General features: G+C 70.2%; 23 protein-coding genes. 15 read left to right on the top strand and 8 right to left on the bottom strand.

Annotation, left to right across the window (positions count from 1 at the left end; translation table 11 throughout):
- The first annotated feature begins 453 nt into the window (after nucleotides 1-453).
- From AC3AP7_RS25895 to AC3AP7_RS25885, 3 genes are all read left to right on the top strand, one after another.
- Nucleotides 454-1,233, top strand: a complete 780-nt coding sequence (locus AC3AP7_RS25895) for an N-acyl amino acid synthase FeeM domain-containing protein (protein ID WP_487363154.1) — start codon at nucleotides 454-456, stop codon at nucleotides 1,231-1,233.
- A 133-nt stretch (nucleotides 1,234-1,366) separates the two neighbouring features.
- On the top strand, nucleotides 1,367-4,327 hold the full coding sequence (locus tag AC3AP7_RS25890) for a putative bifunctional diguanylate cyclase/phosphodiesterase (protein ID WP_487363153.1): 2,961 nt from the start codon (nucleotides 1,367-1,369) through the stop codon (nucleotides 4,325-4,327).
- Between the two features lie 33 nt (nucleotides 4,328-4,360).
- Nucleotides 4,361-6,649, top strand: a complete 2,289-nt coding sequence (locus AC3AP7_RS25885) for a tetratricopeptide repeat protein (RefSeq protein ID WP_487363152.1) — start codon at nucleotides 4,361-4,363, stop codon at nucleotides 6,647-6,649.
- A gap of 19 nt (nucleotides 6,650-6,668) precedes the next feature.
- Here AC3AP7_RS25885 and AC3AP7_RS25880 read toward each other — a convergent pair whose 3' ends face one another.
- A complete protein-coding gene (locus AC3AP7_RS25880; protein WP_487363151.1) occupies nucleotides 6,669-7,436 on the bottom strand; it encodes an SDR family oxidoreductase in 768 nt (255 codons plus the stop codon).
- A 149-nt stretch (nucleotides 7,437-7,585) separates the two neighbouring features.
- Between AC3AP7_RS25880 and AC3AP7_RS25875 the strand changes: the two genes are divergently transcribed.
- A complete protein-coding gene (locus AC3AP7_RS25875) occupies nucleotides 7,586-8,014 on the top strand; it encodes a DoxX family protein (RefSeq protein WP_487363150.1) in 429 nt (142 codons plus the stop codon).
- Nucleotides 8,015-8,101: 87 nt separating this feature from the next.
- Nucleotides 8,102-8,374 carry a hypothetical protein gene (locus AC3AP7_RS25870; RefSeq protein ID WP_487363149.1) on the top strand — a complete coding sequence of 91 codons (273 nt, stop codon included), beginning with the start codon at nucleotides 8,102-8,104 and terminating at the stop codon, nucleotides 8,372-8,374.
- Between the two features lie 66 nt (nucleotides 8,375-8,440).
- Here the strand turns inward: AC3AP7_RS25870 and AC3AP7_RS25865 are convergent, their stop codons facing one another.
- Nucleotides 8,441-9,922: an MFS transporter gene (locus AC3AP7_RS25865; protein ID WP_487363148.1), complete on the bottom strand. Its 1,482-nt coding sequence runs from the start codon at nucleotides 9,920-9,922 to the stop codon at nucleotides 8,441-8,443.
- A gap of 258 nt (nucleotides 9,923-10,180) precedes the next feature.
- Between AC3AP7_RS25865 and AC3AP7_RS25860 the strand changes: the two genes are divergently transcribed.
- On the top strand, nucleotides 10,181-10,900 hold the full coding sequence (locus AC3AP7_RS25860; protein WP_487363147.1) for a response regulator transcription factor: 720 nt from the start codon (nucleotides 10,181-10,183) through the stop codon (nucleotides 10,898-10,900).
- A gap of 190 nt (nucleotides 10,901-11,090) precedes the next feature.
- On the opposite strand, the gene AC3AP7_RS25855 is transcribed toward AC3AP7_RS25860, so the two are convergent.
- Complete coding sequence (locus AC3AP7_RS25855; RefSeq protein ID WP_487363146.1) at nucleotides 11,091-11,996, bottom strand: dihydrodipicolinate synthase family protein; 906 nt, start codon at nucleotides 11,994-11,996, stop codon at nucleotides 11,091-11,093.
- A gap of 349 nt (nucleotides 11,997-12,345) precedes the next feature.
- Between AC3AP7_RS25855 and AC3AP7_RS25850 the strand changes: the two genes are divergently transcribed.
- From AC3AP7_RS25850 to AC3AP7_RS25825, 6 genes are all read left to right on the top strand, one after another.
- Nucleotides 12,346-13,305 (top strand): 4-hydroxyproline epimerase, encoded by a 960-nt coding sequence (locus AC3AP7_RS25850; protein WP_487363144.1) that lies wholly within the window; start codon nucleotides 12,346-12,348, stop codon nucleotides 13,303-13,305.
- Nucleotides 13,302-14,432 carry an NAD(P)/FAD-dependent oxidoreductase gene (locus AC3AP7_RS25845; RefSeq protein ID WP_487365020.1) on the top strand — a complete coding sequence of 377 codons (1,131 nt, stop codon included), beginning with the start codon at nucleotides 13,302-13,304 and terminating at the stop codon, nucleotides 14,430-14,432. Before AC3AP7_RS25850 ends, AC3AP7_RS25845 begins: the two co-directional genes overlap by 4 nt.
- Before the next feature lie 4 nt (nucleotides 14,433-14,436).
- On the top strand, nucleotides 14,437-14,691 hold the full coding sequence (locus AC3AP7_RS25840; RefSeq protein ID WP_487363143.1) for a (2Fe-2S)-binding protein: 255 nt from the start codon (nucleotides 14,437-14,439) through the stop codon (nucleotides 14,689-14,691).
- A complete protein-coding gene (locus AC3AP7_RS25835; RefSeq protein WP_487363142.1) occupies nucleotides 14,688-15,968 on the top strand; it encodes an FAD-dependent oxidoreductase in 1,281 nt (426 codons plus the stop codon). Before AC3AP7_RS25840 ends, AC3AP7_RS25835 begins: the two co-directional genes overlap by 4 nt.
- A gap of 287 nt (nucleotides 15,969-16,255) precedes the next feature.
- Nucleotides 16,256-17,023, top strand: a complete 768-nt coding sequence (locus tag AC3AP7_RS25830) for a helix-turn-helix domain-containing protein (RefSeq protein WP_487365019.1) — start codon at nucleotides 16,256-16,258, stop codon at nucleotides 17,021-17,023.
- Between the two features lie 9 nt (nucleotides 17,024-17,032).
- The gene (locus AC3AP7_RS25825) at nucleotides 17,033-17,377 is read left to right on the top strand and encodes a hypothetical protein (protein WP_487363141.1); all 345 of its coding nucleotides are present in this window, start codon (nucleotides 17,033-17,035) and stop codon (nucleotides 17,375-17,377) included.
- Here the strand turns inward: AC3AP7_RS25825 and AC3AP7_RS25820 are convergent.
- The 3 genes from AC3AP7_RS25820 to AC3AP7_RS25810 all read right to left on the bottom strand — a co-directional run bounded on the left by AC3AP7_RS25820 (nucleotide 17,374) and on the right by AC3AP7_RS25810 (nucleotide 21,033).
- Nucleotides 17,374-17,670, bottom strand: coding sequence for a hypothetical protein (locus AC3AP7_RS25820; RefSeq protein ID WP_487363140.1), 297 nt, complete (start codon nucleotides 17,668-17,670; stop codon nucleotides 17,374-17,376). The two genes, AC3AP7_RS25825 and AC3AP7_RS25820, sit on opposite strands and share 4 nt — an antisense overlap.
- Before the next feature lie 134 nt (nucleotides 17,671-17,804).
- The gene (locus AC3AP7_RS25815) at nucleotides 17,805-18,986 is read right to left on the bottom strand and encodes a porin (protein WP_487363139.1); all 1,182 of its coding nucleotides are present in this window, start codon (nucleotides 18,984-18,986) and stop codon (nucleotides 17,805-17,807) included.
- A gap of 142 nt (nucleotides 18,987-19,128) precedes the next feature.
- The gene (locus AC3AP7_RS25810; protein ID WP_487363138.1) at nucleotides 19,129-21,033 is read right to left on the bottom strand and encodes a bifunctional sugar phosphate isomerase/epimerase/4-hydroxyphenylpyruvate dioxygenase family protein; all 1,905 of its coding nucleotides are present in this window, start codon (nucleotides 21,031-21,033) and stop codon (nucleotides 19,129-19,131) included.
- Between the two features lie 282 nt (nucleotides 21,034-21,315).
- Here AC3AP7_RS25810 and aroQ point away from each other — a divergent pair, with 282 nt between their 5' ends.
- The 3 genes from aroQ to AC3AP7_RS25795 are packed head-to-tail and all read left to right on the top strand — an operon-like array spanning nucleotide 21,316 to nucleotide 24,133.
- Nucleotides 21,316-21,771 (top strand): type II 3-dehydroquinate dehydratase, encoded by a 456-nt coding sequence (gene aroQ / locus AC3AP7_RS25805; protein ID WP_487363137.1) that lies wholly within the window; start codon nucleotides 21,316-21,318, stop codon nucleotides 21,769-21,771.
- On the top strand, nucleotides 21,768-22,646 hold the full coding sequence (locus AC3AP7_RS25800; protein ID WP_487363136.1) for a shikimate dehydrogenase: 879 nt from the start codon (nucleotides 21,768-21,770) through the stop codon (nucleotides 22,644-22,646). Before aroQ ends, AC3AP7_RS25800 begins: the two co-directional genes overlap by 4 nt.
- Nucleotides 22,647-22,690: 44 nt before the next feature.
- Nucleotides 22,691-24,133, top strand: a complete 1,443-nt coding sequence (locus AC3AP7_RS25795; protein ID WP_487363135.1) for an MFS transporter — start codon at nucleotides 22,691-22,693, stop codon at nucleotides 24,131-24,133.
- Nucleotides 24,134-24,388: 255 nt separating this feature from the next.
- On the opposite strand, the gene AC3AP7_RS25790 is transcribed toward AC3AP7_RS25795, so the two are convergent.
- Together AC3AP7_RS25790 and AC3AP7_RS25785 are read right to left on the bottom strand one after the other, a co-directional pair.
- Nucleotides 24,389-25,099, bottom strand: coding sequence for a TetR/AcrR family transcriptional regulator (locus tag AC3AP7_RS25790; RefSeq protein ID WP_487363134.1), 711 nt, complete (start codon nucleotides 25,097-25,099; stop codon nucleotides 24,389-24,391).
- A gap of 106 nt (nucleotides 25,100-25,205) precedes the next feature.
- A complete protein-coding gene (locus tag AC3AP7_RS25785; RefSeq protein WP_487363133.1) occupies nucleotides 25,206-26,483 on the bottom strand; it encodes an NAD(P)/FAD-dependent oxidoreductase in 1,278 nt (425 codons plus the stop codon).
- Between the last annotated feature and the right edge of the window lie 8 nt (nucleotides 26,484-26,491).

Genomic DNA, 26,491 nt, shown 5'->3' with positions numbered 1-26,491 from the left:
CAGCAGACCCAGCAGACCCGGCAGGCGTGTCATAACCCCCAAATGAGCGCCCAGGCGAGGCGGGCGGGGCGCCGGCGGGCTCTGCGGCCGGTTCGGTGGGCGGAAGGGTCATCGTCGAGGGGGCGGAGGCGCGCAGCGTCGGGAGCGGCGGCGTCGCCGGATAAAAGCCCGTCAGTGTAGAGCAAGCGGGCGCCGCCGTCGCGCGGCAGCGCCCGCGGCCCACCCCCGCGCCCGCGCCCGCGCCCGCCGGCCCACCGGCCGGCCCACCCGCCGACCCGCATGCCGGTCGACTCCGGCCGCATTTTTTCGCCAGATTTCAATGAAAACATCCATTTAACTTTCGGTAACCCGCACAGTTTCGTTTGACTTCGTGCGACGCTCGCACAGTCGGTTGGCTCGACGCCCCTGGTCGAACAAACGGCAACTCCTTGTCACCTTCCTTGGGGAATAAAAATGGAACGTCTGAATCTCACACACGAAGTCGTCCGGATGTCCGAAGAGCGTGGCCGCAAGCCGGAACTGATCGCGGTCGAGCCGCTTCAGAAGCCCGCCTGGATGCCGTTTACCGTACGTATCGCCACCGAGGACGCCGATCTCGAGCAGGTGGTCCGCCTGCGGCGCACCGCGTATGGACGGCATGTGCCGGAATTCGCGCAGCGGCTGGGCGTCGAGGACGGCGACCGCGCGCCCGGCGGGACGATCCTGCTGGCCGAATCGAAGCTCGACGGCGCGCCGCTTGGCACGATGCGGATCCAGACCAACGAGCACGCGCCGCTGCAGGTGCAGCGCTCGGTCGCGCTGCCCGACTGGTGCAGCCGCGGCCGGCTCGCCGAGGCAACGCGCCTCGCGGTGGCGGCGGGCGCGCCGGGCCGGGTCGTGAAGGCGATGCTGTTCAAGGCGCTGTTTCTGTTCTGCGAGCAGCAGCACATCGACTGGATGATCATCACCGCGCGCGCGCCGCTCGACCGCGAGTACGAGACAATGCTGTTCCAGGATGTGTTCGGCGACCGGCAATTCATTCCGATGCCGCACGTCGGCAATCTGCCGCACCGGGTGCTGGCGGGCGAGGTGAGCGAGGCGCGGCGGCAGTGGCGGGAGGCGGGGCATCCGCTGTTCGGCTTCGTGTTCCAGACGCATCATCCGGACATTGATTTGCGGCAAGCAGAGCGTTTCACTTTGCCCGCGGACAGGTTAGCATGCGACGAGCACGCTGATCTCGTCGCGGCCGGCTGACCTCGCGGGCTCACGCGGGCCGCACCTCGAAGTGACGCTGCAGGGCAGTCGGGAGCGGGGCGGGCGCAGGGCGCGGCCGCCGCCGCGACTCAAGGTAGGAAGACAAGCAGCACTTCGGGGGAGAGTCGCAGGTATGTCGCTGTCTGGTGCGTTGTCCCGCTTCAAGATCAGACGGTCCGGTTCGTGGCTCGATCAGGCGCTGTACGCCTTTTCGGTCTACGCGGTGCCGGCCCTGATCGCACTCGGCGCGCTGATCGCGATGCTGTTCCTGCCGCGCGAGTTTCCGGCCGAGCACGGACCGCCGCTCGCGTTTCACGTATTCGACGCAAAACAGACGTCGCCCGATCCGGCCGAAGCGCTGGCGCGGCTCGCCGGCACGCCGGCGGTTGCGAGCTATCACACGCATCTGTCGGAAACGCCGATCTGGTTCAGTTTCGTCGCCGCGCCCGCGGACGACCCGGCGCGCCCGGCGCTCCTCGAACTGCCGTCCCGCCATGCGCGCTCGGTGCAATGCTGGCGCGCGCGCGACCTGCATCCGCTCGGCACGGGCGACCGCGTCGCGACCTCCGGGCAGATACGCACGGCGCGCGCGGGCTTCGCGCTGTCGCTCGGGCGGCTGGCGGCGCCCGAAACGATCCTCTGCGAGAGCCGCTTTTCCGGGCCGGCCGAACTCACGGTGCTCGCATGGACCCCGCGGCAGCTGCGCAACGCGGAACTCGATTTCGAGCAGAGCTCGGGCCTGATCGCCGGCGGCCTGCTCACGCTCGCGGTGTTCGTGTTCGTCACCGCGCTCATCAACCGCGAGTGGACCTATGTGATCTTCGCGGTCTGGCTGGTCGGCAACCTGCGCCTGTGTGCGAACGCCATGGGCTGGGACGGCGAATGGCTCGGCCGCGTGATCCCCGCGGACGACCTCGCGCTGCTGCGCAAGCTCAGCTTCGCCGCCTATTACCTGCTGACGGGGGCGCTGTTCAGCCAGCTGTTCCGGCGCGAGCTGCTGCGCATCGGCTATCAGTGGCTGCTGCGCGCGGCGCAGTACGCGGGGCTGCTGCTGCTCGCGCTGGCGGTGCCGCTGTCATATGGGCATTTCGAGCTGGCGCTGTGGGGGATCGGCGGCTTCGGCATCGGCGTGCTGATTTTCCTGCTCGGCCGGCTGGTGTGGAAAGCGCGCTCGCGCACCGTGATGTGGTACGTCGCATCGCTCGCGGTCGTGCTGGTCGCGACCCTCTCCGAGGTGTTCGGCGCGGTGTTCGGCATCTCGCGGCTCGCGGCGGGCGTGAGCCCGGTGCTCGCGGCGCTCACGTCGAGCATGATGGCCGCGTTCGCGATCGCCGAGCAGATGCGCGCCGAGCGCGAGCGGCGCCGGCGCATCCAGAGCGAGCTGCGCAACACCTACGAGGTGACGCCGATCGGCCTGTTCACGCTCGATGAAACCGGACGTTTCGTGCGCGCGAATCCGGCGCTGCGCGCGATGCTCGATCTGCGCAAGTCCGAGTATCGCGAGCGCCTCTGGAAGGACTATTTCGAGCCGGGCGCATGGGGCGCGCTGCTCGCGCTCGCGCACAAGGGCAGCGAGGGCGAGCTGGAGCTGGGCGGTTCGCCCGCGGGCGGCACCGGCGAGCGGCGCTATTCGCTGAAGGCGACCCGCGCGAACGGCTGGATCGAGGGCTCGCTGCAGGACGTGACCGAGCGCTCGAAGGCGGTCGAGCGGCTGCGCTTTCTTGCCGGCCACGATCCGCTCACCGGGGTGCTGAACCGGCGCGGCCTTGAACTCGCCATCGGCGCGCAAAGCGAGGAACCCGCGCCGTGGGCGCTCGCCTACATCGATCTCGCCCGCTTCAAGCTCGTCAACGATCTGTTCGGCCATCGGGCCGGCGACGAAGTGCTCCGCCAGGTGGTCGCGCGCATCCAGGCGCTGATGCGCCCGGACGACGCGGTCGGCCGCATCGGCGGCGACGAGTTTATCTGCGTGATGGGGCGCACGACGATCGACGAGGCCGTCGCGCTCGGCCGCGAGCTGATCGCGGCGATCGGTGCGGCGCCGTATCAGATCGGCCAGAGCGCGTTCCAGATGCGTGCGGCGATCGGCATCGTCGAATGCGCGACCGGCGTGCGCGTGCAGGATGCGCTGTCGCATGCGGACGCCGCGTGCCGCAAGGCGAAGCACGGCGTGCAGGGGCAACTGGTCGCCTATCGCAAGGGCGCGCCGGCGTTCGAGGAGCGTGCCAGGGAACTGATGCTCGTCGAGACGCTCGGCCAGAACCGCGTGCCCGAGGGCCTTTTTCTCGTGATGCAGCCGATCATGTCGCTCGATGCGCCGGGCGCGTCGCTCGACTTCGAAGTGCTGCTGCGCTGGCGCGCCGGGGACGGCTCGACGCTGCCGGCCCACAAGGTGATCGCCGCGGCCGAGGAGTCGGGCAACATCACCGCGATCGACCGCTGGGTGCTCACGAGCGTGCTCGCCTGGCTCGAACAGCATCACGCGGCGCTGCCGAAGACGCACTTCGTGTGCGTGAACCTGAGCGGCGGCTCGCTCAACGACGGGCCGTTCCTCGACGAGATTTTTGCGCTGTTCGCGCGCTATCGCGCGGTCGTGCATTACCTGTGCCTCGAAATCACGGAAGGCGTCGCGCTGCACGATCTCGCGAACACGCAGCGCTTCATTGCGCGCGTGCACGAAATGGGCGCGAAGATCGCGCTCGACGACTTCGGCGCGGGCTATACGTCGTTCCGGTATCTGAAGGAACTGTCGGCGGATGCGCTGAAGATCGACGGCGAGTTCGTCCGCACGATGTGCGCGCATCCGGCGGATACGGCGATCGTCGAGGCGATCGTCGCGCTCGCGCGCAACCTCGGGATGCGCAGTATCGCCGAGTGGGTCGAGGACGCCGTCACGCTGCAGGCGCTGCGGGACATCGGCGTCGACTACGTGCAGGGCTTCGTGGTCGCGAAGCCGCAGGAAGGCGCGGCGATTCTGGCCGCGCACTCGGCAGCGGGCTTCATCCAGGACCCGGCGACGCAACGCTTCGTCGAGCACCTGATGGCCGACGGCGGCGTCGCCGAGGAGGCGCGCGTGCGCGCCGATCTGCATTGAGGGCGCACGCATCGTGAGCGCGCCTCCGCGCAGATGAGCGCGTCATCCCCGAACGCGCCGCCCGGCGCCGATCCGCTCGCGACCGCGCTTGCGCTGTGCGCGGCCGGCCGCTTCGCCGACGCGGCGGCATGCGTGCAGCCGCTGCTTGCGCAGGGGGCGGAGCAGGGTACAGCGCCAGGTACAACGCCGGGTACAACGCTGGGTACAGCGCAGGGTACAGCGCAGGGTACAGCGCAGGGTACAGCGCCAGGTGGTTCCGCACCGGCCCCCGCGCCAGGCGCGCGCCCCGATCCGCGCGCGCTGCACATGGCCGGCGTCTGCGCGCTCGGCCTCGACCGGCTGGACGCCGCCGAGGCATACTGGCGCGCAGCGATCGCGGCCGAGCCCGCGTTCGCCGATGCGCACAACAGCCTCGGCATCCTGCTGCAGGGACTCGGCCGGCTCGACGAAGCGGACGCGCAGTTTCGCGCGGTACTCGCGCAGCGTCCCGACGACGCGCAGGCGCACAACAACCTCGGGGCGACGCTGTACCGCCGCGCGCGCATCGACGAGGCGGAGCAGGCTTACCGCGCGGCGCTGGCGTGCCGGCCCGATTACGCCGAGGCGCACTACAACCTCGGCATCGTGCTGCACGACCGCGGCCGGCTCGACGACGCGCAGGCCGCGTACCGCGCGTCGCTCGCGCTGCGCCCCGACTGCGCGGAAGCGCACAACAACCTCGGCAACCTGCTGAACGCGCTGGGTCGTCCCGCTGACGCGGAACAGGCGTACCGCCAGGCGCTCGCGGTCCGCGCGCACTACCCGGAGGCGCTCAACAACCTTGCGGGCGTGCTGAAAGGCCAGCGCCGGCTGCCCGAGGCGGAGCTCGCCTGCCGGCTCGCGATCGCACTGCGCGCCGACTACCCGCAGGCATACAACAATCTGGGCGGCGTGCTCGGCGATCAGGGACGCTTCGCGGACGCCGAAGCGGCCTGCCGCCAGGCGCTCGCGTTGCAGCCGGGGTACGCCGAGGCCTGCTACAACCTCGGCATCGCGCTGTACGGGCTCAAGCGGCCCGACGAGGCCGAGGCCGCGTACCGCGACGCGCTGCGGCTGAATCCGGCGGCCGTCGAGGCGTACAACAATCTCGGCAACCTGCTGCACGAGCGCGGCCGGATGGCCGACGCGGCCGCCGCGTACGCGCAGGCGATCGCGTTGCGGCCCGCGCTCGCCCCCGCGCATTACAACCTCGGCAACGCGCTGAAGGAGCTCGGCCGGACGGACGACGCCGAGGCGGCCTACCGGCAGGCGCTGGCCATCGAACCGCACAACGCCGACGCGGATTTCGCGCTCGCGACGCTGCTGCTCAGCGCCGGCCGCTTCGACGAAGGCTGGCGGCGCTACGAAGCGCGCTACCGCAAGCCGGACTTCATCTACCACAAGACGCCCGCGCTGCTGCCGTGTCCGCGCTGGCGCGGCGAACCGCTCGCGGGCAAGTCGCTGCTGGTGTGGCAGGAAGAGGGGCTCGGCGACATGATCCAGTTCGGCCGCTACCTGGCGCAGCTGAAGGCGAGCGGCGCGCGGCATCTGACGGTGGCGTGCCTCGCGCCGCTGCATCGGCTGCTTGTCGCGGTGGAGGGTGTCGACGCGGTGCGCGATCATCGCGACGCGCTCGCGCGCGCGTCCGCCGGCGACTACGACGGCTGGACCAGCCTGTTGAGCGCGCCGCTCTATCTGCGCACGCGCGTCGACACGATTCCGCCGGCGGCCTACCTGCGCGCGGAGCCCGCGCTGCTGGCGCGCTGGCGCGCGGTGCTCGGTGCGCTGCCGCCCGGCCGCCGCGTCGGCCTCGTCTGGAAGGGCAATGCGCGGCACCAGAACGACGCGCACCGGTCGCTGCCGTCGCTCTCGACGCTCGCGCCGCTATGGCGGGTGCCCGGCGCGCAGTTCATCAGCCTGCAAAAAGGACAGGGCGAGGACGAGGCGCTCAGCCCGCCCGCCGGCCAGCCGCTGCTGCATCTGGGTTCGCAGGTCGAGGATCTGGCCGATACCGCGGCCATCGTCGCGCAGCTCGACCTGGTGATCTGCGTGGACACGTCGGTGGCGCATCTCGCCGGGGCGCTCGGCAAGCGCTGCTGGGTGCTGCTGCCGGCGCGCAATCCCGACTGGCGCTGGATTCGCGGACGCACCGATTCGCCGTGGTACCCGGACACGCTGCGGCTGTTCGCGCGCGCGGCGCACGAGGACTGGGACGCGGTGCTCGGGCGCGTGGCGGATGCCTGCGCGGACGCATTCGCACCCGCACCCGCACCCGCACCCGCGCCGCGCAACTGCACGCGTTGATGCAGCGGCGGCGCGCGGGTCAGAGCACCGCGAGCCAGCCGCCGTCTACATAGATGATCTGGCCGTTCACGTAGCTCGATGCCGCGGACGCCAGGTAGACCGCGGTGCCGACGAGTTCCTCCGGCCTGCCCCAGCGTTGCGACGGATTGCTGGCCTTGACCCATGCGTCGAACGCGGCGTTGTCGATCAGCGCGCGGTTCATTTCGGTGAGGATGTAGCCAGGGCCGATCGCGTTCGTCTGGATGTCCGAGGCGCCCCATTCGGCGCTCATCGCGCGCGTGAGCATCCTGATGCCGCCTTTGGCCGCGGTGTACGCGCCGACCGTCGCGCGGGCGCCCTCGCTCGTGAGCGAGCCGATATTGACGATCTTGCCGCCGCCGCCGCGCGCGATCATGCGGCGCGCAGCCTGCTTCGCGACGATGAACGCGCTGGTCAGGTTGGTGTCGATCACGCGCTGCCAGTCGCTTAGCGCGAGTTCGAGCAACGGCTGGCGGAACTGGATGCCCGCGTTGTTGATCAGGATGTCGACCCGCACGCCCGCGCGGTCCCACGCGTCGAACGCGGCGGCGACCGCGCGCTCGTCGGTCACGTCGAACGCATCGCCGCGCGCGTCGAAGCCCTGCGCGCGCAGCCGCTCCACCGCGTGTTCGACGCCGTCGGCGCGGGTGCCGTTGATCAGCACGGCGGCGCCGGCTTCGGCGAGGCCTTGTGCGAGTGCGAGGCCGATCCCGCGTGTCGAGCCGGTGACGAGCGCGGTGCGGCCGCTCAGATCGAACAGGGATGTCATGGGGAGTCCGCCGCGATCGGGAGAAAAAGGGGCCGCCGGTGCATGCGCCGGCCGCCCGCACGATGATAGCAAGGGCATCCCGATGCCGCGCGGGAACTGACGCGGCAGCACCGGGTCTGTCGGATATTCACGATCTGGAGCCCGCCCTCATGACGCGTCCCGTCGATTCCGGCCTCATTCTCCTCGCCCGCCTGGCGCTGTCCGTCCTGTTTGTCTGGAGCGGAGCAATGAAGCTGCTCGGTTACGCGGGGTTCGCCGCGTGGCTGCACGCGAAGGGGGTGCCGTTCGTGCCGGTCGCGGCGCCGCTTGCCACGGCGGTCGAGGTGCTGGGCGGCCTGTTCCTGATCGTCGGCTTCAAGATCCGGCCGCTCGCGCTGGTGATGGCCGCCTACACGGTGGCGGCCGCGCTGCTCGGCCACGACTTCTGGAACCTGAGCGACCCCGCGCAGCAGCGGGACGCGGTGATTCACTTCTGGAAGAACATCGGCATCGCGGGCGGTTTCCTGTTGCTGTTCGTGACCGGCGCGGGCGGCCTGAGCATCGACGGCGCCCGCGCGCCGCGCCGCCTGCTCGGCTGACCGCCCGCGCCGCGCCCGCTGCGCCCGCTGCGCCCGCTGCGCTCCGGCGCGTGTATCCTGTTCCGATGCACCCATGAGGAATCCACGATGATCCAGAATTTCGACCAGACGATCGACGGCAACGTGATGCAGTTCTGCGCCAGTCTCGGCGAAGGGCCGACGCTGCAGCGCGTCATCATCAGCCGCGCCGATTCCGCCGAGACGCTCGTGATCTTCGATGCCTCGGGGCTGCTGGCGGCGCTGCGGGCCGAATTCGAGGATCCGGCGCGGCTTGTCGCGCATGCGATCGGCAAGGCGCAGACCGATGGGCTGATCGAGCGCGCGCTCGCGAGCGGCGAGATCCAGCACGCGTCGCTCTGACGCCCGCCGTCCGGCCGCCGGAAGGCGGGCGTCGCCGCGGGCGCGGCCGGTCTTTTGCCGACGACCCTAGTCCGTTTCGAGCGGTTGCCCGGCTGGCCGCGTGACCGGCTGCGCGGCGCCCCCGGCGGGCGCCGCATCATCGGGCCGTGCCGCGTGTGCTTGCGGATGGATCAGGCAGGCAAGGCCGATTCCAATGATCAGTAGTCCTGCCGAAATCGCGCTCGATGTCTGCATTCCCGCGACGATGTGCGCCGCGCCCGTGCCGCTCGCCAGCGCGCCGTATGCCGCGACGCCGATCGCGCCGCCCGCCTGGCGCGCGGTGTTCAGCGCCGCCGACGCAATGCCGGCGCGCTGCCGCTCGACGCTCGCCAGCACGGCGGTCGTCATGGCCGGTACGGCGAGACCCATGCCGGACGGGATCAGCACGAACGCAATCAGCACGACGGGTAGCGGCGTCGCGGCGTCGAGGTGATGCAGCAGCGCGTAGCCGAGCGCGGCGGTCGCGCCGCCGGCGATCATCGGCACCCGCACGCCGAAGCGCGCGACCACCCAGCCGCTCAGCACGTTCGACACGAGAAAGCCGCCGGTCAGCGGCAGGAACGCGAGGCCGGCGCCCGTCGCCGAATACCCGCGCGCCTGCTGCAGGTACAGGCTCAGCACGAACACCATCCCGTAGTAGCTGAGGTTCACGCAGATGCCGAACAGCACCGCTGCGCTGAAGCTGCGCTTGCGGAACAGCGCGAGCGGCAGCATCGGCGCGGCCGCGCGCGACTCCACGACGACGAAGGCCGCGCCGGCCGCGAGCGCCGCCGCGACACTGCCGACGACGAGCGGATGCGCGACACCGAGTGGCCGGCATTCGATCACCGCGCCGGTGAAAGCGGTCAGCGCGAGCACCGCCAGGCCTTGCCCCGGCAGGTCGAGGCCGCGCGCGCGCTCGCCCGCGGCGCGGCGCGCGCCCGGCGCGGCCGGCACCCAGGCGAGCGTCGCGAGCAGTCCGGCCGCGCACAGCGGCAGATTGACGAGAAAGATGCTGCGCCAGCCCAACCCCGCAATCAGCACGCCGCCCACCACGGGGCCCGCGGCAATCGAGATCGCTCCGGCCGCGGTCCACAATCCGACCGCGCGGGCGCGCAGGCGCGGGTCGTGCGCGCACGCCTGGTTGAGCAGCGCGAGCGAGTTCGGCAGCATCGCCGCCGCGCCGACGCCCTGCAACGCGCGCGCCGCGACCAGCGTCGCCGGCCCGGGCGCGAGGCCGCAGGCGAGCGAGGCGCCCGCGAAGAGCGCCATGCCGCCCGCGTACAGGCGCCGCGCGCCGAACTGCTCGCCGAGGGCGCCGGCCGACAGCATCAGGACCGCGAACGCGAGCGTGTACGCGTCGACGATCCACTGCAGGCCGGCGACGCGCGCGTGCAGATCCGCTCCGATACGCGCGAGCGCAATGTTGACGATGGTCACGTCGAGCTGCGTGACGACGAAGCCGATGCTCAGCGTCGCGATGATGCGCGCGAGCGGCAGGCCGAACGAGGTGGGAGAAGACGTTTTCATGATGCGTCCATCGTAGGGCATGCGGCCGCCGCGATGCTTCGAGACGGGCTGAAGCGTCGATGCAGGGCGCTGCCGTGCGGCGAAGCGTCGTGCAGGGGCACGACGCGCGGTGCGTCAAGAAAATGCCGGTTGGCGTCAGAATGCGATGAGATCCGGTCGGTTCGCGCCAGATTCTCAGTGATTTAGGAATGTTCCGATGGTCCCGCCGATCCCCGGTTTGCACAATCGGAAGCACCTTTCCCGCCGCGAGCCTCCGTTATGCATGTTGCGCTGCTTCAGCACGATCCCCGGCGATGCGTGCCGGTCGAACCGATCCTTGCGCGGATGGGACATACCTGTTCGGTCTGCGGCGACGAGCGCACGCTATCGACCGCGCTTGCGGACACCACGGTAGACCTGCTGGTGCTCGACGAGGGCGGCCGGCACGGCGCGGGACTCGACGCGCTGCGCTGCGTGCGGGTCGTGCACGGCAATCCGCTGCCGGTTCTGCTCGTCTCGGCCGACGGCGCGGAGCGCAGCGCGGTCCGCGCATTCGCCGCGGGCGCCGACGACTACATCACGCTGCCGCTGCGCGCGGCCGAGTTCGGCGCGCGCGTCGCCGCGCTGCTGCGGCGCGCGTATCCGGCGCGGCAGCGGTCCGTCGGGTTTGCGGTGGGGCCTTACCGGTTCGACGCGCGTCACCAGATCGTGATGCTGCACGGCGCGCCGGTCGCGCTGTCGGGCACGCAGTACCGGCTTGCCGTGCTGTTTTTCGCGAACGTCGGCCGCGTGCTGTCGCGCGATCACATTTTCGCGACCGTGTGGGGGCGCGAATGCCGGGCGTTCACCCGTACCATCGACAGTCACGTGTCGCGCCTGCGGTTGCTCCTGCAGATCGATGCGCACAACGGCTTCCGGCTGCAGCCGGTGTACCGCAGCGGCTATCAGTTGCTGAGTCTCGAAGGGCGCGACGCGCAGGTTCGCCAGGCGGCCGCCTGAGCGGCTTCGTGAAAGGCTTCCTGAGCGACTTCCGGCGCGGCTTCACGCGCGGCTTCCCGTGCGACTTCCGGTGCGGCTTCCGGTGCGACTTCCCGCGCGGCTTCCGGTGCGGCTTCCCGTGCGACTTCCGGCGCGGCTTCCCGTGCGGCTTCCTGAGCGGCTTCCTGAGCGGCCGCGCGGGGTTCGTGACTCAGAGGGCGGGCAGCGCGGGCCGCGTCTCGATCGAGCGGCGGATCAGCCGGTCCACGGCCGCGCGCTCCTCGCCGGCGAGCGGCAGCCGCGGCGGCCGCACGTGCTCGGTGCCGAGTCCGACTATCGCCTCGGCCAGCTTGATGTTCTGCACCAGCTTAGGCGATACGTCGAGCGCGAGCAGCGGCGCGAACCAGCGGTAGATCGCGCGCGCTTCCTCCAGCCGGCCGGCTTTCAGCAGCCGGTAGATCGCGACCGTCTCGCGCGGAAAGGCGCACACAAGACCCGCGACCCAGCCGTGCGCACCCATCAGCACGGCTTCCATCGCGAGATTGTCGACGCCGCACAGGATCGCGTAGCGGTCGCCGACCACGTTGATCAGATCGGTGACGCGGCGCACGTCGCCGCACGATTCCTTGATGGCGACGAACTTCGTGTCGTCCGCGAGTTCGGCGAACATGTCGGGTGTCGTGTCGACGCCGTAGGCGAGCGGATTGTTGTAGATCATCAGCGGCAGCGGGCTCGCGCCGGCAACCTGGCGGAAGTGCTGCAGCGTCTCGCGCCGGTCGGAGAGATAGCGCAGGCCGGGCAGCACCATGTAGCCGGCCGCGCCGCGCGCCGCGCCGGCCTCGGCCTGGCGGCACGCGTCGAGTGTGCTGTTTTCCGCAATCGTCAGCAGGACCGGCACGCGGTCGCGCGCCGCCGCGACGGCGATGTCGAGCACGTCGAGCTTCTCGTCGAGCGACAGCGTTGACGCCTCGCCGAGCGAGCCGCAGACGATGATGCCGTCCACGCCCGCGTCGATCTGCGCTTCGATGTTCATCGTCGTGTTCGCGCGATCGATGCTGAAATCCGCGTTGAACTTGGTGGTGACGGCGGGCAGAACGCCCTCCCAGATATGCGCCACGGCTTCTCTCCTGAGCGTGATGGATAGAGCGCAGTTTAAGGATCGAAAAAGGCGTCGTCTTGCGCGATTCGCGCGCGCCGGATGACGATTTCAGCATAGTCGCTGTGCGCGCATCGCATCGCCGTGTCGCGCGCGGACCCGCGGGGGCGCGCGTCATGCCCGCCGGCATGCGGTGCCCGGCGCGCCACGATCTTCATGCTGCGGCGCAAGGCGCCGGGGCCCGCGGACGGCGCGCCCGGCGGACCCTTGCGAGGCGCCGCGCGGCGCATCCGGGATTATGCTGAAATCGTCATAATCCGCGCGCACTGTTCTCAAGACCGCCGGGTACCCGCCTTCCTAAGATGGCGCCATGAAAACCGTGAACATCATCGACTCGCACACCGGCGGTGAACCGACCCGCCTGGTGGTCTCCGGCGGCCCGGATCTCGGCGGCGGCACGCTCGCCGAACGGCTCGACGTGTTTCGCACCCGCTTCGACGCGTGGCGCGCCGGCATCGTCACCGAGCCGCGCGGCTCGGATGTCGTGGTCGGCGCGCTGCTGTGCGAGCCGGATACGCCCGGCTGCGCGGCTGGCGTGATCTTCTTCAACAACGTCGGCTATCTCGGCATGTGCGGGCACGGCACGATCGGGCTCGTCGTGTCGCTCGCACACATGGGGCGCATCGGGCCCGGCGCGCATCGCATCGAGACGCCGGTCGGCGTCGTCGAGGCCACGCTGAACGCGGATGGCAGCGTCGCGGTGCGCAACGTGCCTGCGTATCGCTATCGCAAGGCGGTCAGCGTCGATGTGCCGGGCTTCGGTCCGCTTGCCGGCGACATCGCGTGGGGCGGCAACTGGTTCTTCCTCACGTCCGGGCACGGCAAGACGCTCGATGCCGAGCGGATTCCCGAGCTGACCGCGTTCAGCGCGGCGATCCGCGATGCACTGATCGCGCAGCGCATCACCGGCGCAGACGGCGCGCTGATCGACCATATCGAACTGTTTGGCCCGGGCTCGCGCGCGGGCATCGACAGCCGCAGCTTCGTGCTGTGTCCGGGCAACGCATACGACCGCTCGCCGTGCGGCACCGGCACCAGTGCGAAGATCGCCTGCCTCGCGGCCGACGGCCTGCTCGCCGAGGGCGCGACATGGCGGCAGGAGAGCATCGTCGGCAGCGTGTTCGAGGGCCGCTACCAGCGTGAAGGCGCGGGCGATGACGGCGGCGCGGCGATCGTGCCGACCATCACCGGTCACGCATACGTGATGGCCGAAGGCCGCCTGTGCTTCGATGCGCGCGATCCGTTCGCATGGGGCGTGCGCACGGCATGAGCGCGGATGCGGTGATCGTCGGCGCGGGCATCGTCGGGGCGGCGTGCGCCGCCGCGCTCGCCGCGCGCGGCCTGCGCGTCGAGGTGATCGACGCGCAGGGCATCGGCGGCGGCGCGACGGCCGCGGGGATGGGCCACATCGTCGTGATGAACGACTCGCCGGCGGAACTCGCGCTGAGCGCGTGGTCGCGCGCACTGTGGCTCGCGCTTGCGCCGCAGTTGCGCGCGCGCGATGCGTTCGCGCGCTGCGGCACGCTGTGGGTCGCCGCCGACGACGAGGAGCGGCAGGCCGCCCGCGCGATGCAGACGCTGTTCGCGGCGCACGGCGTCGCGGCCGAATGGCTCGACGCGCGTGCGCTCGCCGACTGCGAGCCCGCGCTTGCGCCCGGCATGGCCGGCGGCTTGCGCATCGCGGACGACAGCATCGTCTATGCGCCGACGGCCGCCGAATGGCTGCTCACCCAGGCGCCCGGCGCGGCGAACATCACGGTGCGCTGCTTCGCTGACGTCGCTGCCGTCGACGCGCGCGCGGTGACGCTGGCCGGCGGCGAGCGTATCGAGGGCGCCTGCGTGATCGTCGCCAACGGCATGGGCGCGCAGCGCCTCGTGCCGACGCTGCCGCTTCAGCCGAAGAAAGGCCATCTGCTGATCACCGACCGCTATCCGGGGCTGATCCGCCATCAACTGCTCGAACTCGGCTACATCAAGAGCGCGCATCACGCGGCGGGCACCTCGGTGGCGTTCAACGCGCAGCCGCGCCCGACCGGGCAGTTGCTGATCGGCTCGTCGCGGCAGTTCGGCACGACCGATCCCGCCGTCGAGATGGACGTGCTCGCGCCGATGCTGCGCCGCGCCGCACGCTATCTGCCGGCGCTGCCGACGCTCGGTGCGGTGCGCGCGTGGACCGGGTTTCGCGCGGCGTCGCCCGACGGTCTGCCGCTGATCGGCCCGCTCGACGATGCCGCCGGCGCGCGCGTGTGGCTCGCGGTGGGGCACGAGGGACTCGGCGTCACCACGTCGCTTGCGAGCGCGCAACTGCTGGCCGCGCAGATCGTCGGCGAAGCCACGCCGATTCCGCCGGATCCGTATCTGCCGCAGCGCTTCTTTCAACCCGAACTGCGTGCCTGAACCGATGCCGACCCCGCTCACCGTGACGATCAATGGACGCGCCGTGCAGGTCGAAGCCGGGATGACCGTGTTTGCCGCGCTCGCGATCGCGGGCGTGCGCGCGACCCGCACGTCGGTGAGCGGCGAGCCGCGCAGCGCATTGTGCGGAATGGGGATTTGTCAGGAGTGCAGAGTAACGGTCGACGGCGTGCGGCACGTGCTTGCGTGCCAGACCCTGTGCGCGAACGGCCAGCGGATCGACACGACGGGGCCGCGATGAAGCAGGATTTCGACGTCGTGATCGTCGGCGCGGGTCCGGCGGGGTTGAGCGCCGCGCAGGCGGCCGTGCGCGCGGGCGCGCGGGTGGCCCTGCTCGACGACAACCCGCGCGCGGGCGGTCAGGTCTGGCGGCACGGGCCGGCGCACCCGATGCCTGCGCCGCTGCGCGCGGTGCAGGCGTTACTGCAGGATCCGGCGGCGCTCACGTCATGGCCATCGGCGCGCGTGGTGGCGCTGCCCGCGCCGCGCACGCTGCTCGTCGAACTGGCCGGGCAGCGCGGCATGCAGGTGGGCTATCGGACGCTGATCCTCTGCACCGGCGCGCGCGAGCGGCTGCTGCCGTTCAGCGGCTGGACGCTGCCGGGCGTGACCGGCGCGGGCGGCCTGCAGGCGTTGATCAAGGGGGGCCTGCCGGTGCGCGGCGAGCGCATCGTGATCGCGGGCAGCGGTCCGCTGCTGCTGGCCGCGCTGGCGACCGCGCGTGCCGCGGGCGCGCAGGTTCAGGCGGTCGTCGAGCAGGCGCCGGCTGCCGCGGTGGCGCGCTTTGCGTTGTCGCTCGGCGCCACGCCCGCGAAGCTGCTGCAGGCCGCGCAACTGACGCGCGGCTTTCCGCTGTCGCGCTACTGGAGCGGCAGCGTCGTGCGCGCCGCGCACGGCACGGCGCGCGTCGAGGCCGTGACGGTGCTGCGCGGCGCGCGCGAGGTCACGCTGGATTGCGAGCGCGTCGCGTGCGGTTACGGGCTCGCGCCCGAGAGTGCGCTTGCGCGGGCGCTCGGCTGCGCGATCGACGCGTCGGGGGCGATCGTCGTCGACGACGCGCAACGCACGTCGATTGCCGATGTGCTGGCGGCGGGCGAGTGTACCGGCGTCGGCGGCATGGAACTGGCGCGCGTGGAGGGCGAGATCGCCGGCTGGCACGCAGGCGGGCGCGCCGACGCGGCGGCTGCGTGTGCCGGCGAGCGTGCGCGCTGGCGGCGCTTCGCGCAGCGCGTCGCGCGCGCGTTCGCACTGCGCGACGCCGCGCGCACGCCGCCGCCGGACGACACGCTGCTGTGCCGCTGCGAGGACGTGCCGTTTGGCGACGTCGCACGGCGGGCGAACTGGCGCGACGCGAAACTCCAGACGCGCTGCGGGATGGGCGCATGCCAGGGGCGGATCTGCGGCAGCGCGGCTGAGACCTACTTCGGCTGGCAGACCGCGCAGGTGCGCCCGCCGGTGTATCCGGCGCGCATCGCGACACTGATGGCCGCGACCGACGACAGCGCACCGGAGCGATGACGCCCGCGCGGTGGCGACCGTTCGAGGGCGACAGCGCAACGACGACAGCGCAGTGATGACAGCAACGACAGCAACGACAGCACTACCAGCACTACCAGCACTACCAGCACTACCAGCACTACCAGCACTACCAGCACTACCAGCACTACCAGCACTACCAGCACTACCACCAGCAAACCCGAGACCCGAACAAACTGCCGCCGCGCGGTTTAGCCCCATTTTTTTGCCGTATCGCCCGGCTCTATAATCGAGCGCAGCCTCCACACCCGATGTCCTGGATACGCATGATGAACCCGCTGGATCATCCGCTCGACCCAGCCGATGCCACGCTGACGGGCATGCTGTCGCACTTCACGCTGCTCGAACCGGTCTTCGACGCGATGCCCGACGTGGTGTTTTTCGTGAAGGATGCACAGGCGCGCTACGCGCTCGTCAACCGCACGCTGGCGTCGCGCTGCGGCCACAAGGACAAGGCCGCGCTGCTCGGCAGGACCGCCGAGGACGTATTTCCGCGCCGCTTCGGCCGCATCTATACGGCGCAGGACCGGCACATCATCACCGTCGGCAACCGGCTGGTCGACCAGCTCGAGCTGCACCTGTATCCGGGGCGCCAGCCGGGCTGGTGCCTGACCTGCAAGCAGCCGCTGCGCGACACGGAAGGGCGGGTGGTGGGGCTCGCGGGCATCTCGCGCGACCTGAAGGCGGACGAGGTCAGTCATCCCGCGTACAGCCGGCTCGCCGCGGTCGTCCAGTCCATCCAGGACAACTACGTGCAGCCGCTGAACCTGAAACAGCTGGCGGCGATGGCCGACATGTCCGTCGCGCAGCTCGAACGCTACTTTCACAAGGTCTTTCATCTCACGCCGCGCCAGGTGCTGCTGAAGACGCGCCTCGACGCGGCGACCGCGCTGCTCGTGTCGCACGACAAGGTGACGGACGTCGCCGCGCTGTGCGGCTACACCGATCACAGCGCGTTCACCCGGCAGTTCAAGGCGACCGTCGGCATCACGCCGACCGAGTACCGGATGCTGCTGCACGGCACCGCGCAGGGCTGACGCGGCGCGATGACATCGGGTTCGGGCAGCCGCGCGCGTCACCGCTACTGCGTCTACGTGATCGCGTTATCCGACCCGGTGTGGAACGAGGCGCGCTTTCGCCGCGCGAATCCGGACTACCGCTTCGAGCGGCCTTGCGTGTATGTCGGGATGACGGGGCTGGATCCGGATCTGCGCTTCGACCGCCACAAGGCCGGCATCCAGGCCAATCGTTTCGTGCGCGATTACGGGCTGCGCCTGATGCCCGAACTGTATGCGGTGTTCAACCCGATGCCGTATGACGGCGCGCGCGACATGGAGGTCGAACTGGCCATCGGGCTGCGCGAGGCCGGTTACGCGGTGTGGCAGGCCTAGGCGTCGTCGTCGTCGTCGCGCTTCGAGCGCACGTCGCGCACGCCGAGACCGCGCAGCACCGCATTGCCTTCGGGCGTCAGGCGAATCCTCGACGCGCCGGCTTCGCTCGCGACCGTCTCGACGAGCCCCGCCTCGTGCAGGATCGGAATCTCCGGCTTGGCTGACGCGTCGATCGGCGCATGCAGCAACAGCAGCAGCGTGGCGAGTTCGTGGTGGCTCAACAGACGACGCAATATCGTCGGCCGCTTGGCGGGCGCCGCGGGTGCAGCGGGGTTGCGATCTGTCGGGGCCATGCTTTCCACCTCTTGTTTTGCCGTGCGGTGGATCATGGCGGGCGAGTCTTAAACCATTCTTAAGCGCCCCGGCATGAGCGGGGCGCACATGTTGCAAGAATCGGCAAAGTGTTACGCGGCGTTACGCGCGATGCTCAGAACAGGGTCGCGATGCCGACCATGCCGACGAACTGGCCGTTCGTCGAGGACGGCGTCGCGTTCTGCGAGTCGCCGACCGACGGCGCGGCGTCGACAATGTCGCCGGCGCCCGCCGCGCCCAGCGTCTGTCCGCTCGCGTGCTGGTAGGCCTGCAGCGCGTACAGCGAGGTGCGCTTCGACAGGTGGTAGGCCTCTTTCAGCGAGAATTGCTGATAGCGCGCGGCGCTGCCGATGCCGTTTGCCTGCGAGGCGAGCGTGTATGCGAACCCGCCGCCGACGTCGAACGCCGGCGAGAAGCGGTAGGTGGCAAGCGCCGCGTACGTGTTGAATACCGCGGTGTCGGCGAAGCGCGCGCGCCCGCCGGCGAGGTACTCGACGTTCGACCAGCTCACGCCGAGCATCAGGTTGCCGAGCGTGTAGTTGCCCGCCAGCGCGACGTGCTGCAGCGCGCGCGCCGACACGTAGCCGGCATTCAGCGCCGACGTGCCGAAGCTGCCGGTCGAGGCCGGATCGAAGCCGGTGGTCTGCTGCGCGTTGTCCATCCTCAGATAACCCGCCGCGAGGTTCAGCGGGCCGCGCCCGTAGCGCAGCGCGCCGCTCAGCGTCTGCCCCTCGCCGGGACTGCCGGCGATGCCGGCGAGCGCCACCATGCCGCTTGCCTGCAGGCCATTCCAGTCCGGGGTGTCGTAGACCGCCGCGTTGTTGATGCGGATCGTCGTGTCGAGCCCGTCGATGTCGCCCGGGTGCGCGCCGGTCGCGCCGGTGAGCCAGTTGCTGCCGGTCAGCGGGCCGACGAACTGGTAGTACGGCGTGTACTGGCGACCGAGCATCAGCGTGCCGTACGTCGCGTTCTGCAGCCCGACGTAGGCCTCGCGGTTGAACAGTTGCGAGGCCGACGAAAGCGCGCCGGTATTCGGGTCGAAGCCATTCTGCAGGTCGAAGATCACGTGGGTGCCGCCGCCGATGTCTTCGTTGCCGCGCAGCCCGAACTTCGACGCGTACACGTTGCCCTGCCGCAGATAGAGGTTCGAGTGACCCTTCTGGTTGCTCGCGTAGACGAACGCGTCGTCGACCGCGCCATACAGCGTGACGCTGCTCTGCGCGAATGCCGGCGCGGCGAACAGCGTCGCGCCGGTCGAGAGGGCGAGCTTTTTCAGGGTGTGGCGAGTTTTCTTCATCGGTCGTCTCCGTGTTGTGAAGCGTGGGTTTCTTGTCATGTGCGGGGCGCGGCGACGCCGTGCCCCGACGGCCTCGGGACGAGGCCGTTGCGGTGCGTGCTGCCGGGAAAGCGGTGCGGAAGCGGCGCGCCTCGCGGCGCGTCTAGTGGCGGCGCTGCCGGGCCTGTGCGGCGAGCCGCACGGCGGTGTTGCCGGCGCCGTAGCCGTCATAGCCGCCGCGCCGCTCGACGATTTCGAGGAAAAAGCGCTGGTCGAGCGGCTCGGTGCAGGCGTGGAAGAATTCGCCGCCGCGCTCGTCGCGCTCGTACAGGATGTGGCGCGCGGACATGGCGTCGATCAGCGCGTCGGGCAGCGCGTAGCGGGCCGCGAGGTCGTCGTAGTAGTTGCGCGGAATGCGCAGGATCGGCAGGCCGGCCGCAATGAACTGCGGAACCGCGTCGAACAGGTTGCCGGTGCCGAACGCGACGTGATTCAGCCCCGTGCCGCGATAGGTGTGCAGTGCCTCGGCCACCGCGGTGTGGCGGTCCACCGACGCGTTCAGCGCAATCCGCACCGAGCCGTCGCGGCTGCGCAGCGCACGGCTGCGCACGAGCCCGTAAGGGTCGGGCACGACATAGCCCGGCTCGGCCGTGAAGCCGAGCACCGCGCGAAAGAACAGCACCCATGTGTCGAGCGCGTCGGCCGGCAACGACAGCACGATATGGTCGATGCCGCTCAGGAGCGGCGTCGCGGGCGCGGTGTCGCACGCGAGCACGAAATCGGCTTCGAACAGCGTGGGCGCGTCTGGCGCCTCGTCGACGAAATAGCTGAGACTGCCGTCCGGCGCGCGCACGGCGGGCACCACCCGCTCGTTCGGGCCGACCTTGCCGGAGAACGGCGCGCAGCCGAAACCGGCGGCGCGCTCGAACGCGCGCGCGGCGTCGTCCACGCGCAGCGCCGACGCGCACAGCGACAGCCCATGCTGCTGGAAGAACGCGCTCGCGAACGAGTCCGCCTCCGCGTTCAGCACGATCGACGCGGCGCCGTGCTGATACAGCGTCACGTCCTTCGAGCGGTGCTCGCCGGCGCGCCGGAACTGCAGCTTGCCGAGCCAGTCGGCGAGGCGGGCGCGCGCGTCGTCGTCGACCGCGAATTCGAGAAACTGGAAGCCGATATGCGCAGGCGCGGCCGGCGGACGGAACAGTACGGCGGCGGGGGCGGCGGCGTCGGCGTCGGCGCGCGCGGCCGGCTTCAGCTTCTCGCGCACGCATTCTTCGAGATACAGCAGCGAGCGGTGACCGTCGGCTGCGGTCGCCGCCGTCGGCGCGGCGCGAAAGCCGTCGTTGAAGATCTCCAGTGACAGCGGCCCCTGATAGCCCGTCTCCACGACGCGCGCGGCGAAGTCCGCGACGTCCAGATCCCCTTGCCCCGGAAAGCAGCGGTAATGACGGCTCCATTCGAGTACGTCCATCGCGAGCTTCGGCGCGTCGGCGATCTGCACGAACGCGATGCGCTCGCCGGGAATCGTTGCGATTTCGTCGAGCGGGTCGCCGATCGACAGCGTATGGAAGCTGTCGAGCACGAGCCCGAGGTGCCGATGGCCGACCGCGTTCACGAGCCGCCACGCATGCCGGTACGAATTCACGTGACGCCCCCAGGCCAGCGCCTCGTAGCCGGCGGTCACGCCGGCCGCTTCGGCGGCCTGCGCGAGCGCGCCGAGCTGCTCGACGATCAGCCCGTCGTCGCGCAGCGTATCGGCGGACACGTTGCTGCAGACGAGGATCCGGTCGGTGCCGAGCGCGTGCATCAGTTCGAACTTGCGCTTCGCGCGTTCGAGGTTGCGCGCGAGGCGCTCGGGCGCGACGCCCTCGAAATCGCGGAACGGCTGGAACAGCATGATCTTCAGGCCGAGATCGGCAGCGAGGCGGCGCACGTCGGCGGGCGAGCCGTCGAAGTACAGCAGGTCGTTCTCGAAGATCTCGACGCCGTCGAAGCCGGCCGCCTGGATCGCCGTCAGCTTCTCGACCAGCGTTCCGCTAATCGACACGGTGGCAATCGAACGCTGCATGAACGGCTCCTGTGGGGCGAAAAAGAGGCGGCATAACGGCGGCAAACGTCGGGAACCGTCGGGAAATGAACCAGCCCGTTCCCTCGACATTCCCAAAAACCGGCGTAATCGCCCAGTTTGAATTGAATATGGCCGGAGTCTATACAAACTAACTAGATCGTACAAATTAGCATAAACCCCAGAAGACGCGCATGGGGTTCGGGCGCACACTACCGGCACGCTCACCCCGGCGCCGCCATGCGGGCCGCGCAGGGCGGGCAGGATTTTTCTGGAGTGGTGGTGATGAGCTTTGCATCGGTGCTGGTCCTGAACGGACCGAATCTCAACCTGCTCGGCACGCGCGAGCCGGCGATCTATGGCGGCGAGACGCTCGCGGACGTCGAGCGGATGTGCCGCGACGCGGCCGCGCGGCTCGATCTGGCGCTCGATTTCCGCCAGTCGAACGCGGAGCATCAACTGATCGACTGGCTGCACGCGGCGCGCACGACGGTGGACGGCGTGATCATCAACCCGGCTGCGTACACCCACACGTCGGTTGCGATCGCCGATGCGCTCAGCGCGATCGGCAAGCCGGTCATCGAGGTGCACATCTCGAACGTGCACCGGCGCGAGGCGTTCCGGCACCACTCGTATGTGTCGGCGATTGCCGAGGCGGTGCTCGTCGGCTGCGGCACGCAGGGCTATGTGCTCGCGCTGGAGCGGATGGCCGCGATCGTGCGCGCGAGGGCGGCACGATGAACGCCTCCGCGAGCGACCAGTCGTTCCTGGTGGGGCTGATCGGCCTCGGTATCGGCGGCTCGCTGAGCCCCGCGTTGCACGAGGAGGAGGGGCGCCGCCTCGGTCTGAACTACGTGTACCGCCGCATCGATCTCGAAGCGCTGAAGCTCGATCCGTCCGCGTTGCCCGAACTGCTGACCGCCGCCGGGCGGATGGGCTACGACGGGCTGAACATCACGTATCCGTGCAAGCAGCAGGTGATCCCGCTCCTCGACGAGCTGTCCGACGACGCGCGCGCGCTCGGCGCGGTCAACACGGTGCTGCTGAGGGACGGCCGGCGCATCGGCCACAACACCGATTGCTCTGGTTTCACGCGCGCGTTCCAGCGCGGCCTGCCGGATGCGCCGCTCGCGCGCGTCGTGCAACTGGGCGCGGGCGGCGCCGGCGCGGCGGTCGCGCACGCGGCGCTCGCGATGGGCGCGCGCGCGCTGACGCTGTTCGACGTCGACGCGGCGCGCGCCCAGTCGCTTGCGGCGGAACTGCAGCTGCGCTTTCCGGCCGCCGCGGTGCGCGCGGGCGAAGGGTCCGGCGACGCGCTTGCCGAAGCGCTCGCGCAGGCCGACGGCCTGATTCACGCGACCCCGACCGGCATGGCGAAGCTCCCCGGCATGCCGCTGCCGGCCGACCTGCTGCATCGCGACCTGTGGGTGGCCGACATCGTCTATTTCCCGATTCGCACCGCGCTGCTGCAGGCCGCCGAGGCAGCGGGCTGCCGCACGCTGAGCGGCGGCGGCATGGCGGTCTATCAGGCGGTCGACGCGCTGCGCCTCTTTACCGGACTGGAACCGGATGCCGAGCGGATGTTCGCGCATTTCCAGACCTTGCTGCCGCGCTGAGCCCCGCGCTTCGCGCATCCAACAACATATGGTGGAGACACGACATGCCGCAACCCAGTCACCCTGCGCAGCCCGATCTGCACGACGCCGCGCGGCCGCCGTCCGCGCTTGCCGGCGCGCGGCGCTCGAACGTGCGCTACCGGATTCTCGCGCTGCTCGCAGTCGGCACGCTGATCAACTACCTGGACCGCACCGTGCTCGGCATCGCGGCGCCGCAGTTGACGAAGGAACTCGGCATCAACGCCGCGCTGCTCGGGCTGCTGTTCTCGATGTTCTCGTGGAGCTACGTGGTCGCGCAGATTCCGGGCGGCCTGTTTCTGGACCGCTTCGGCAGCAAGCTCACGTATTTCCTGTCGATGACGTTCTGGTCGCTGTGCACGCTCGCCCAAGGGCTCGTGAGCGGCATTGCGCCGCTGATGGCGCTGCGGCTCGGACTCGGCGTGGCCGAGGCGCCGTGCTTTCCGACCAATAGCCGGGTGGTCGCCACCTGGTTTCCGCAGAGCGAACGCGCGATGGCGACGGGCACCTACACCGTCGGCGAGTACATCGGCCTCGCGTTCTTCAGCCCGGTGCTGTTCGCGCTGATGGGTGCGTTCGGCTGGCGCTCGCTGTTCTGGGTTGTGGGCGGCGTCGGTATCGCGTTTGGTCTCGTCTGGTGGTTCTGCTATCGCGAGCCGCATGCGCATCCGGCGGCGAACGCGGCAGAACTGCAGTACATCGAGGCGGGCGGCGGACTCACGCATCGCCGCGGCGGTGCGCAGAAGGGTGCGCAGGCAGGCGCGCAGATCGCCGCACAGACGGACACACCGACCGGCACACCGACCGGCACACAGACCGGCGGCCGGGCCGGCGCGGCGCGCGGCTTCGACTGGCGCACGATCGGCCAGTTGCTGAAGCACCGGCAACTGACCGGCATCTGCCTCGGCCAGTTCGCCGGGAACTCGACGCTGGTGTTCTTCCTGACGTGGTTTCCGACCTATCTGGCCACTGCGCGGCATATGGGCTGGCTGAAGATCGGCTTTTTCGCGGTGATGCCGTTCATTGCGGCGTCGATCGGCGTGATGTTCGGCGGCCTGTTCTCGGACTGGCTGCTGCGCCGCGGCGCGTCGGCCAACCTCGCGCGCAAGCTGCCGATCATCGCCGGGCTGCTGCTTGCGTCGACGATCATTCTCGCCAATTACGTCGAGAGCAACGTTGCGGTGATCGCGATCCTGTCGGTGGCGTTTTTCGCGCAGGGGATGGCGGCGCTCGGCTGGACGCTCGTGTCGGATATCGCGCCGGACGGGCTGCTCGGCGTGACCGGCGGCATCTTCAACTTCGCCGCGAATCTGGCGGGCATCGTGACGCCGCTGGTGGTGGGATTCATCGTCGCGGCGACCGGCTCGTTCGTCGGCGCGCTGATCTTCATCGGCGTGGTCGCGCTGATCGGCGCGCTGTCGTACATCTTCATCGTCGGGGATATTCGCCGCATCGAGATGCACGCGTAGCACGCACGCGGGCGTCATGCGCCGCTGAGGCGGCCGGGCAGCCGGGCAGCCGGGCAGCCGGGTGGCGACGGCGGCCCACGCTGTGCGTTTGCGCCGGGTTGCGCGGCGCCGCGCGCCGCGCCGCGCGTTTCGTTGTGCTCTTCATTTCGCGCTTCGTTGCGAACCTCGCGTTGCGAACCTCGCGCTGCGCACCTCGCGTTGCGCACCTCGCGTTGCGCATCGGGTCGGGCGCCGGGCACCCGCGATGCCGCGGGATCAGTCGTCCTTGCGCAGATAGCGCAGCACGGCGTCGACGATCATCGCGCGATGCCGCGCGCGCAGCCGCGGATGCGACGGGTCGCGGCCAAACGCGGTGCCGAACGTGTGCCGGTTGCCGATCCGGTGAAAGCACATTGCGCTGAACATCAGGTGCAGGTCGATCGGGTCGACGTCGCTGCGGAACTGGCCGGACGCGACCCCGCGCGCGAGCAGGTCCTCGATCGTTTCGATCGCACTCGCATTGTTCGTCTTGAACGTCTTCAACTGCTCGACGTACTTCGCGCCGTGGATGTTTTCGATCGTGATCAGCCGCACGAAGTCGCGATGGCGGTCGTGGTAGTCGAACGTGAACTCGACGAGCTTGCGCATCCCCTCGACCGGATCCAGCTCGCTCACGTGCAGGTCCTGTTCGAGCGCGCGGATGTCGCCGTACACTTTTTCGAGCACGGCCTGATACAGGCCTTCCTTGCTCTCGAAGTAGTAATACAGCATGCGCTTGGTGGTGTTCGTGCGCTCGGCGATCGCGTCCACGCGCGCGCCCGCGAGTCCCATCGCGGAGAACTCCTGGGTCGCGACTTCGAGGATGTTGCGCTTCGTCTCTTCGGGATCGTACCGGCGCCGGGGCTCGCCGCGCCGCGCGCCGCCGGGCCGGGGTTCGGACGGGATGCCGGCGGGATCGGGAGCGGCGCCCTTGCTTGCCTTTTGCATTGTGTAATTCATCGGCGATGACAGGAAATTCTAGCACGCCGGATTCTCCGTCCACGGACCGCCCGGGCAACGCCCGGCGCGGCCGGGCGGCCGCGTGCGCCGGGTCTTACGCGGCCGGGTGGCGGTACGCGGCGAGCGCGTCGCGCGCCTGCATCGCCGTGTAGGTCAGCTGCGCGGCCGCGAGGCCGAGCGCGCCGAATGCGGGCGCGAGGCCGAACGCGGCGAACCCTTCGGCGATCGGCCGCTCGCCGCTCAGCGCGGCCGCGAGCTGCTCGCCGGCGACCGTGGTCGGCGCCATCCCGTGGCCGCCGAAGCCGACCGCGTGCCACACGCCGTCCGGGTCGCGGCCGATCTGCGGCATCTTGTGACGCGCGTAGCTCATCAGGCCGCCCCAGGCGTGCTCGATGCGCACGTCGCGCAACTGCGGGTACACCTTCACGAGATCGCGTTGCAGGAGCCGCGCGATCGCCTGCGGCGAGCGGTTGCGCACCGAGATGCGGCCGCCCCACAGGATGCGCGTGTCGCGCAGCGGCCGGTAGTAGTCGAACGCGAAGCGGGTGTCGTAGACCGCCGCCGCGGTATCGATCGCGTCCTTCAGACGGTCGCCGAGCGGTTCGGTCGCCATCACGTAGGTCGCGATCGGCAGCACCGCCCGTTCGACGCGCGGATAGACGTCGCGCGCGTAGCCGCCGCCCGCCATCACGACATGGCGCGCGTCGAGCACGCCGGCCGCCGTTTCGACCGCAAAGCCGCCCGCCTGCGCGCGGATGCGCACGGCCGGCGAGTGCTCGTACACGCGCGCGCCGCCGGCTTCGAGCGCCGCCGCGACGCCGAGCAAGTACTTCAGCGGATGAAAGTGAAACGCGTCGCGCTCAAAAAGGCCGCCGCAATAGCGGCGTGTTTTCAGGCGCTGGGCGAGCGTCGCGGCCGGCACCGGTTCCCAGTCGACGCCGAAGCTGTTTTTCATCAGCCGGCGCTGGCGGTCGAGCCGCGCGTCGTCGCCGAACCAGTTGGCGAGGATCACGCCGGCGTCGGTGAGGTCGCAGTCGATCGCGTAGCGCGCGATGCGCGCGCGCATCAGCGCGACGGCGTCGGTGGTGAGCGCGTACAGCGCGCGGGCGCGCGCCGGTCCGAGGCGGCGCAGCAGATCCGCGCAGTCGAGGCTGTAGCCGCCGAACACGAAGCCGCCGTTGCGGCCCGACGCGCCGAAGCCGACAGCCTCGGCGTCGAGTACGACGACCTCGCGGATGCCGCGCTCGACGAGGCCGAGCGCGGTGGACAGTCCGGCGAGCCCGCCGCCGACCACGCAGACTTCCGCGCTCTGCCGGCCGCGCAGCGCCGGGCGCGACGGCCGGTGCACGGTCGCTTCGTAGTAGCTGCGCATCCGCGTCA

The sequence above is a fragment of the Paraburkholderia sp. PAMB 6770 genome, assembly GCF_057748135.1.
This window is presented reverse-complemented; position numbering and strand designations above follow the sequence as displayed.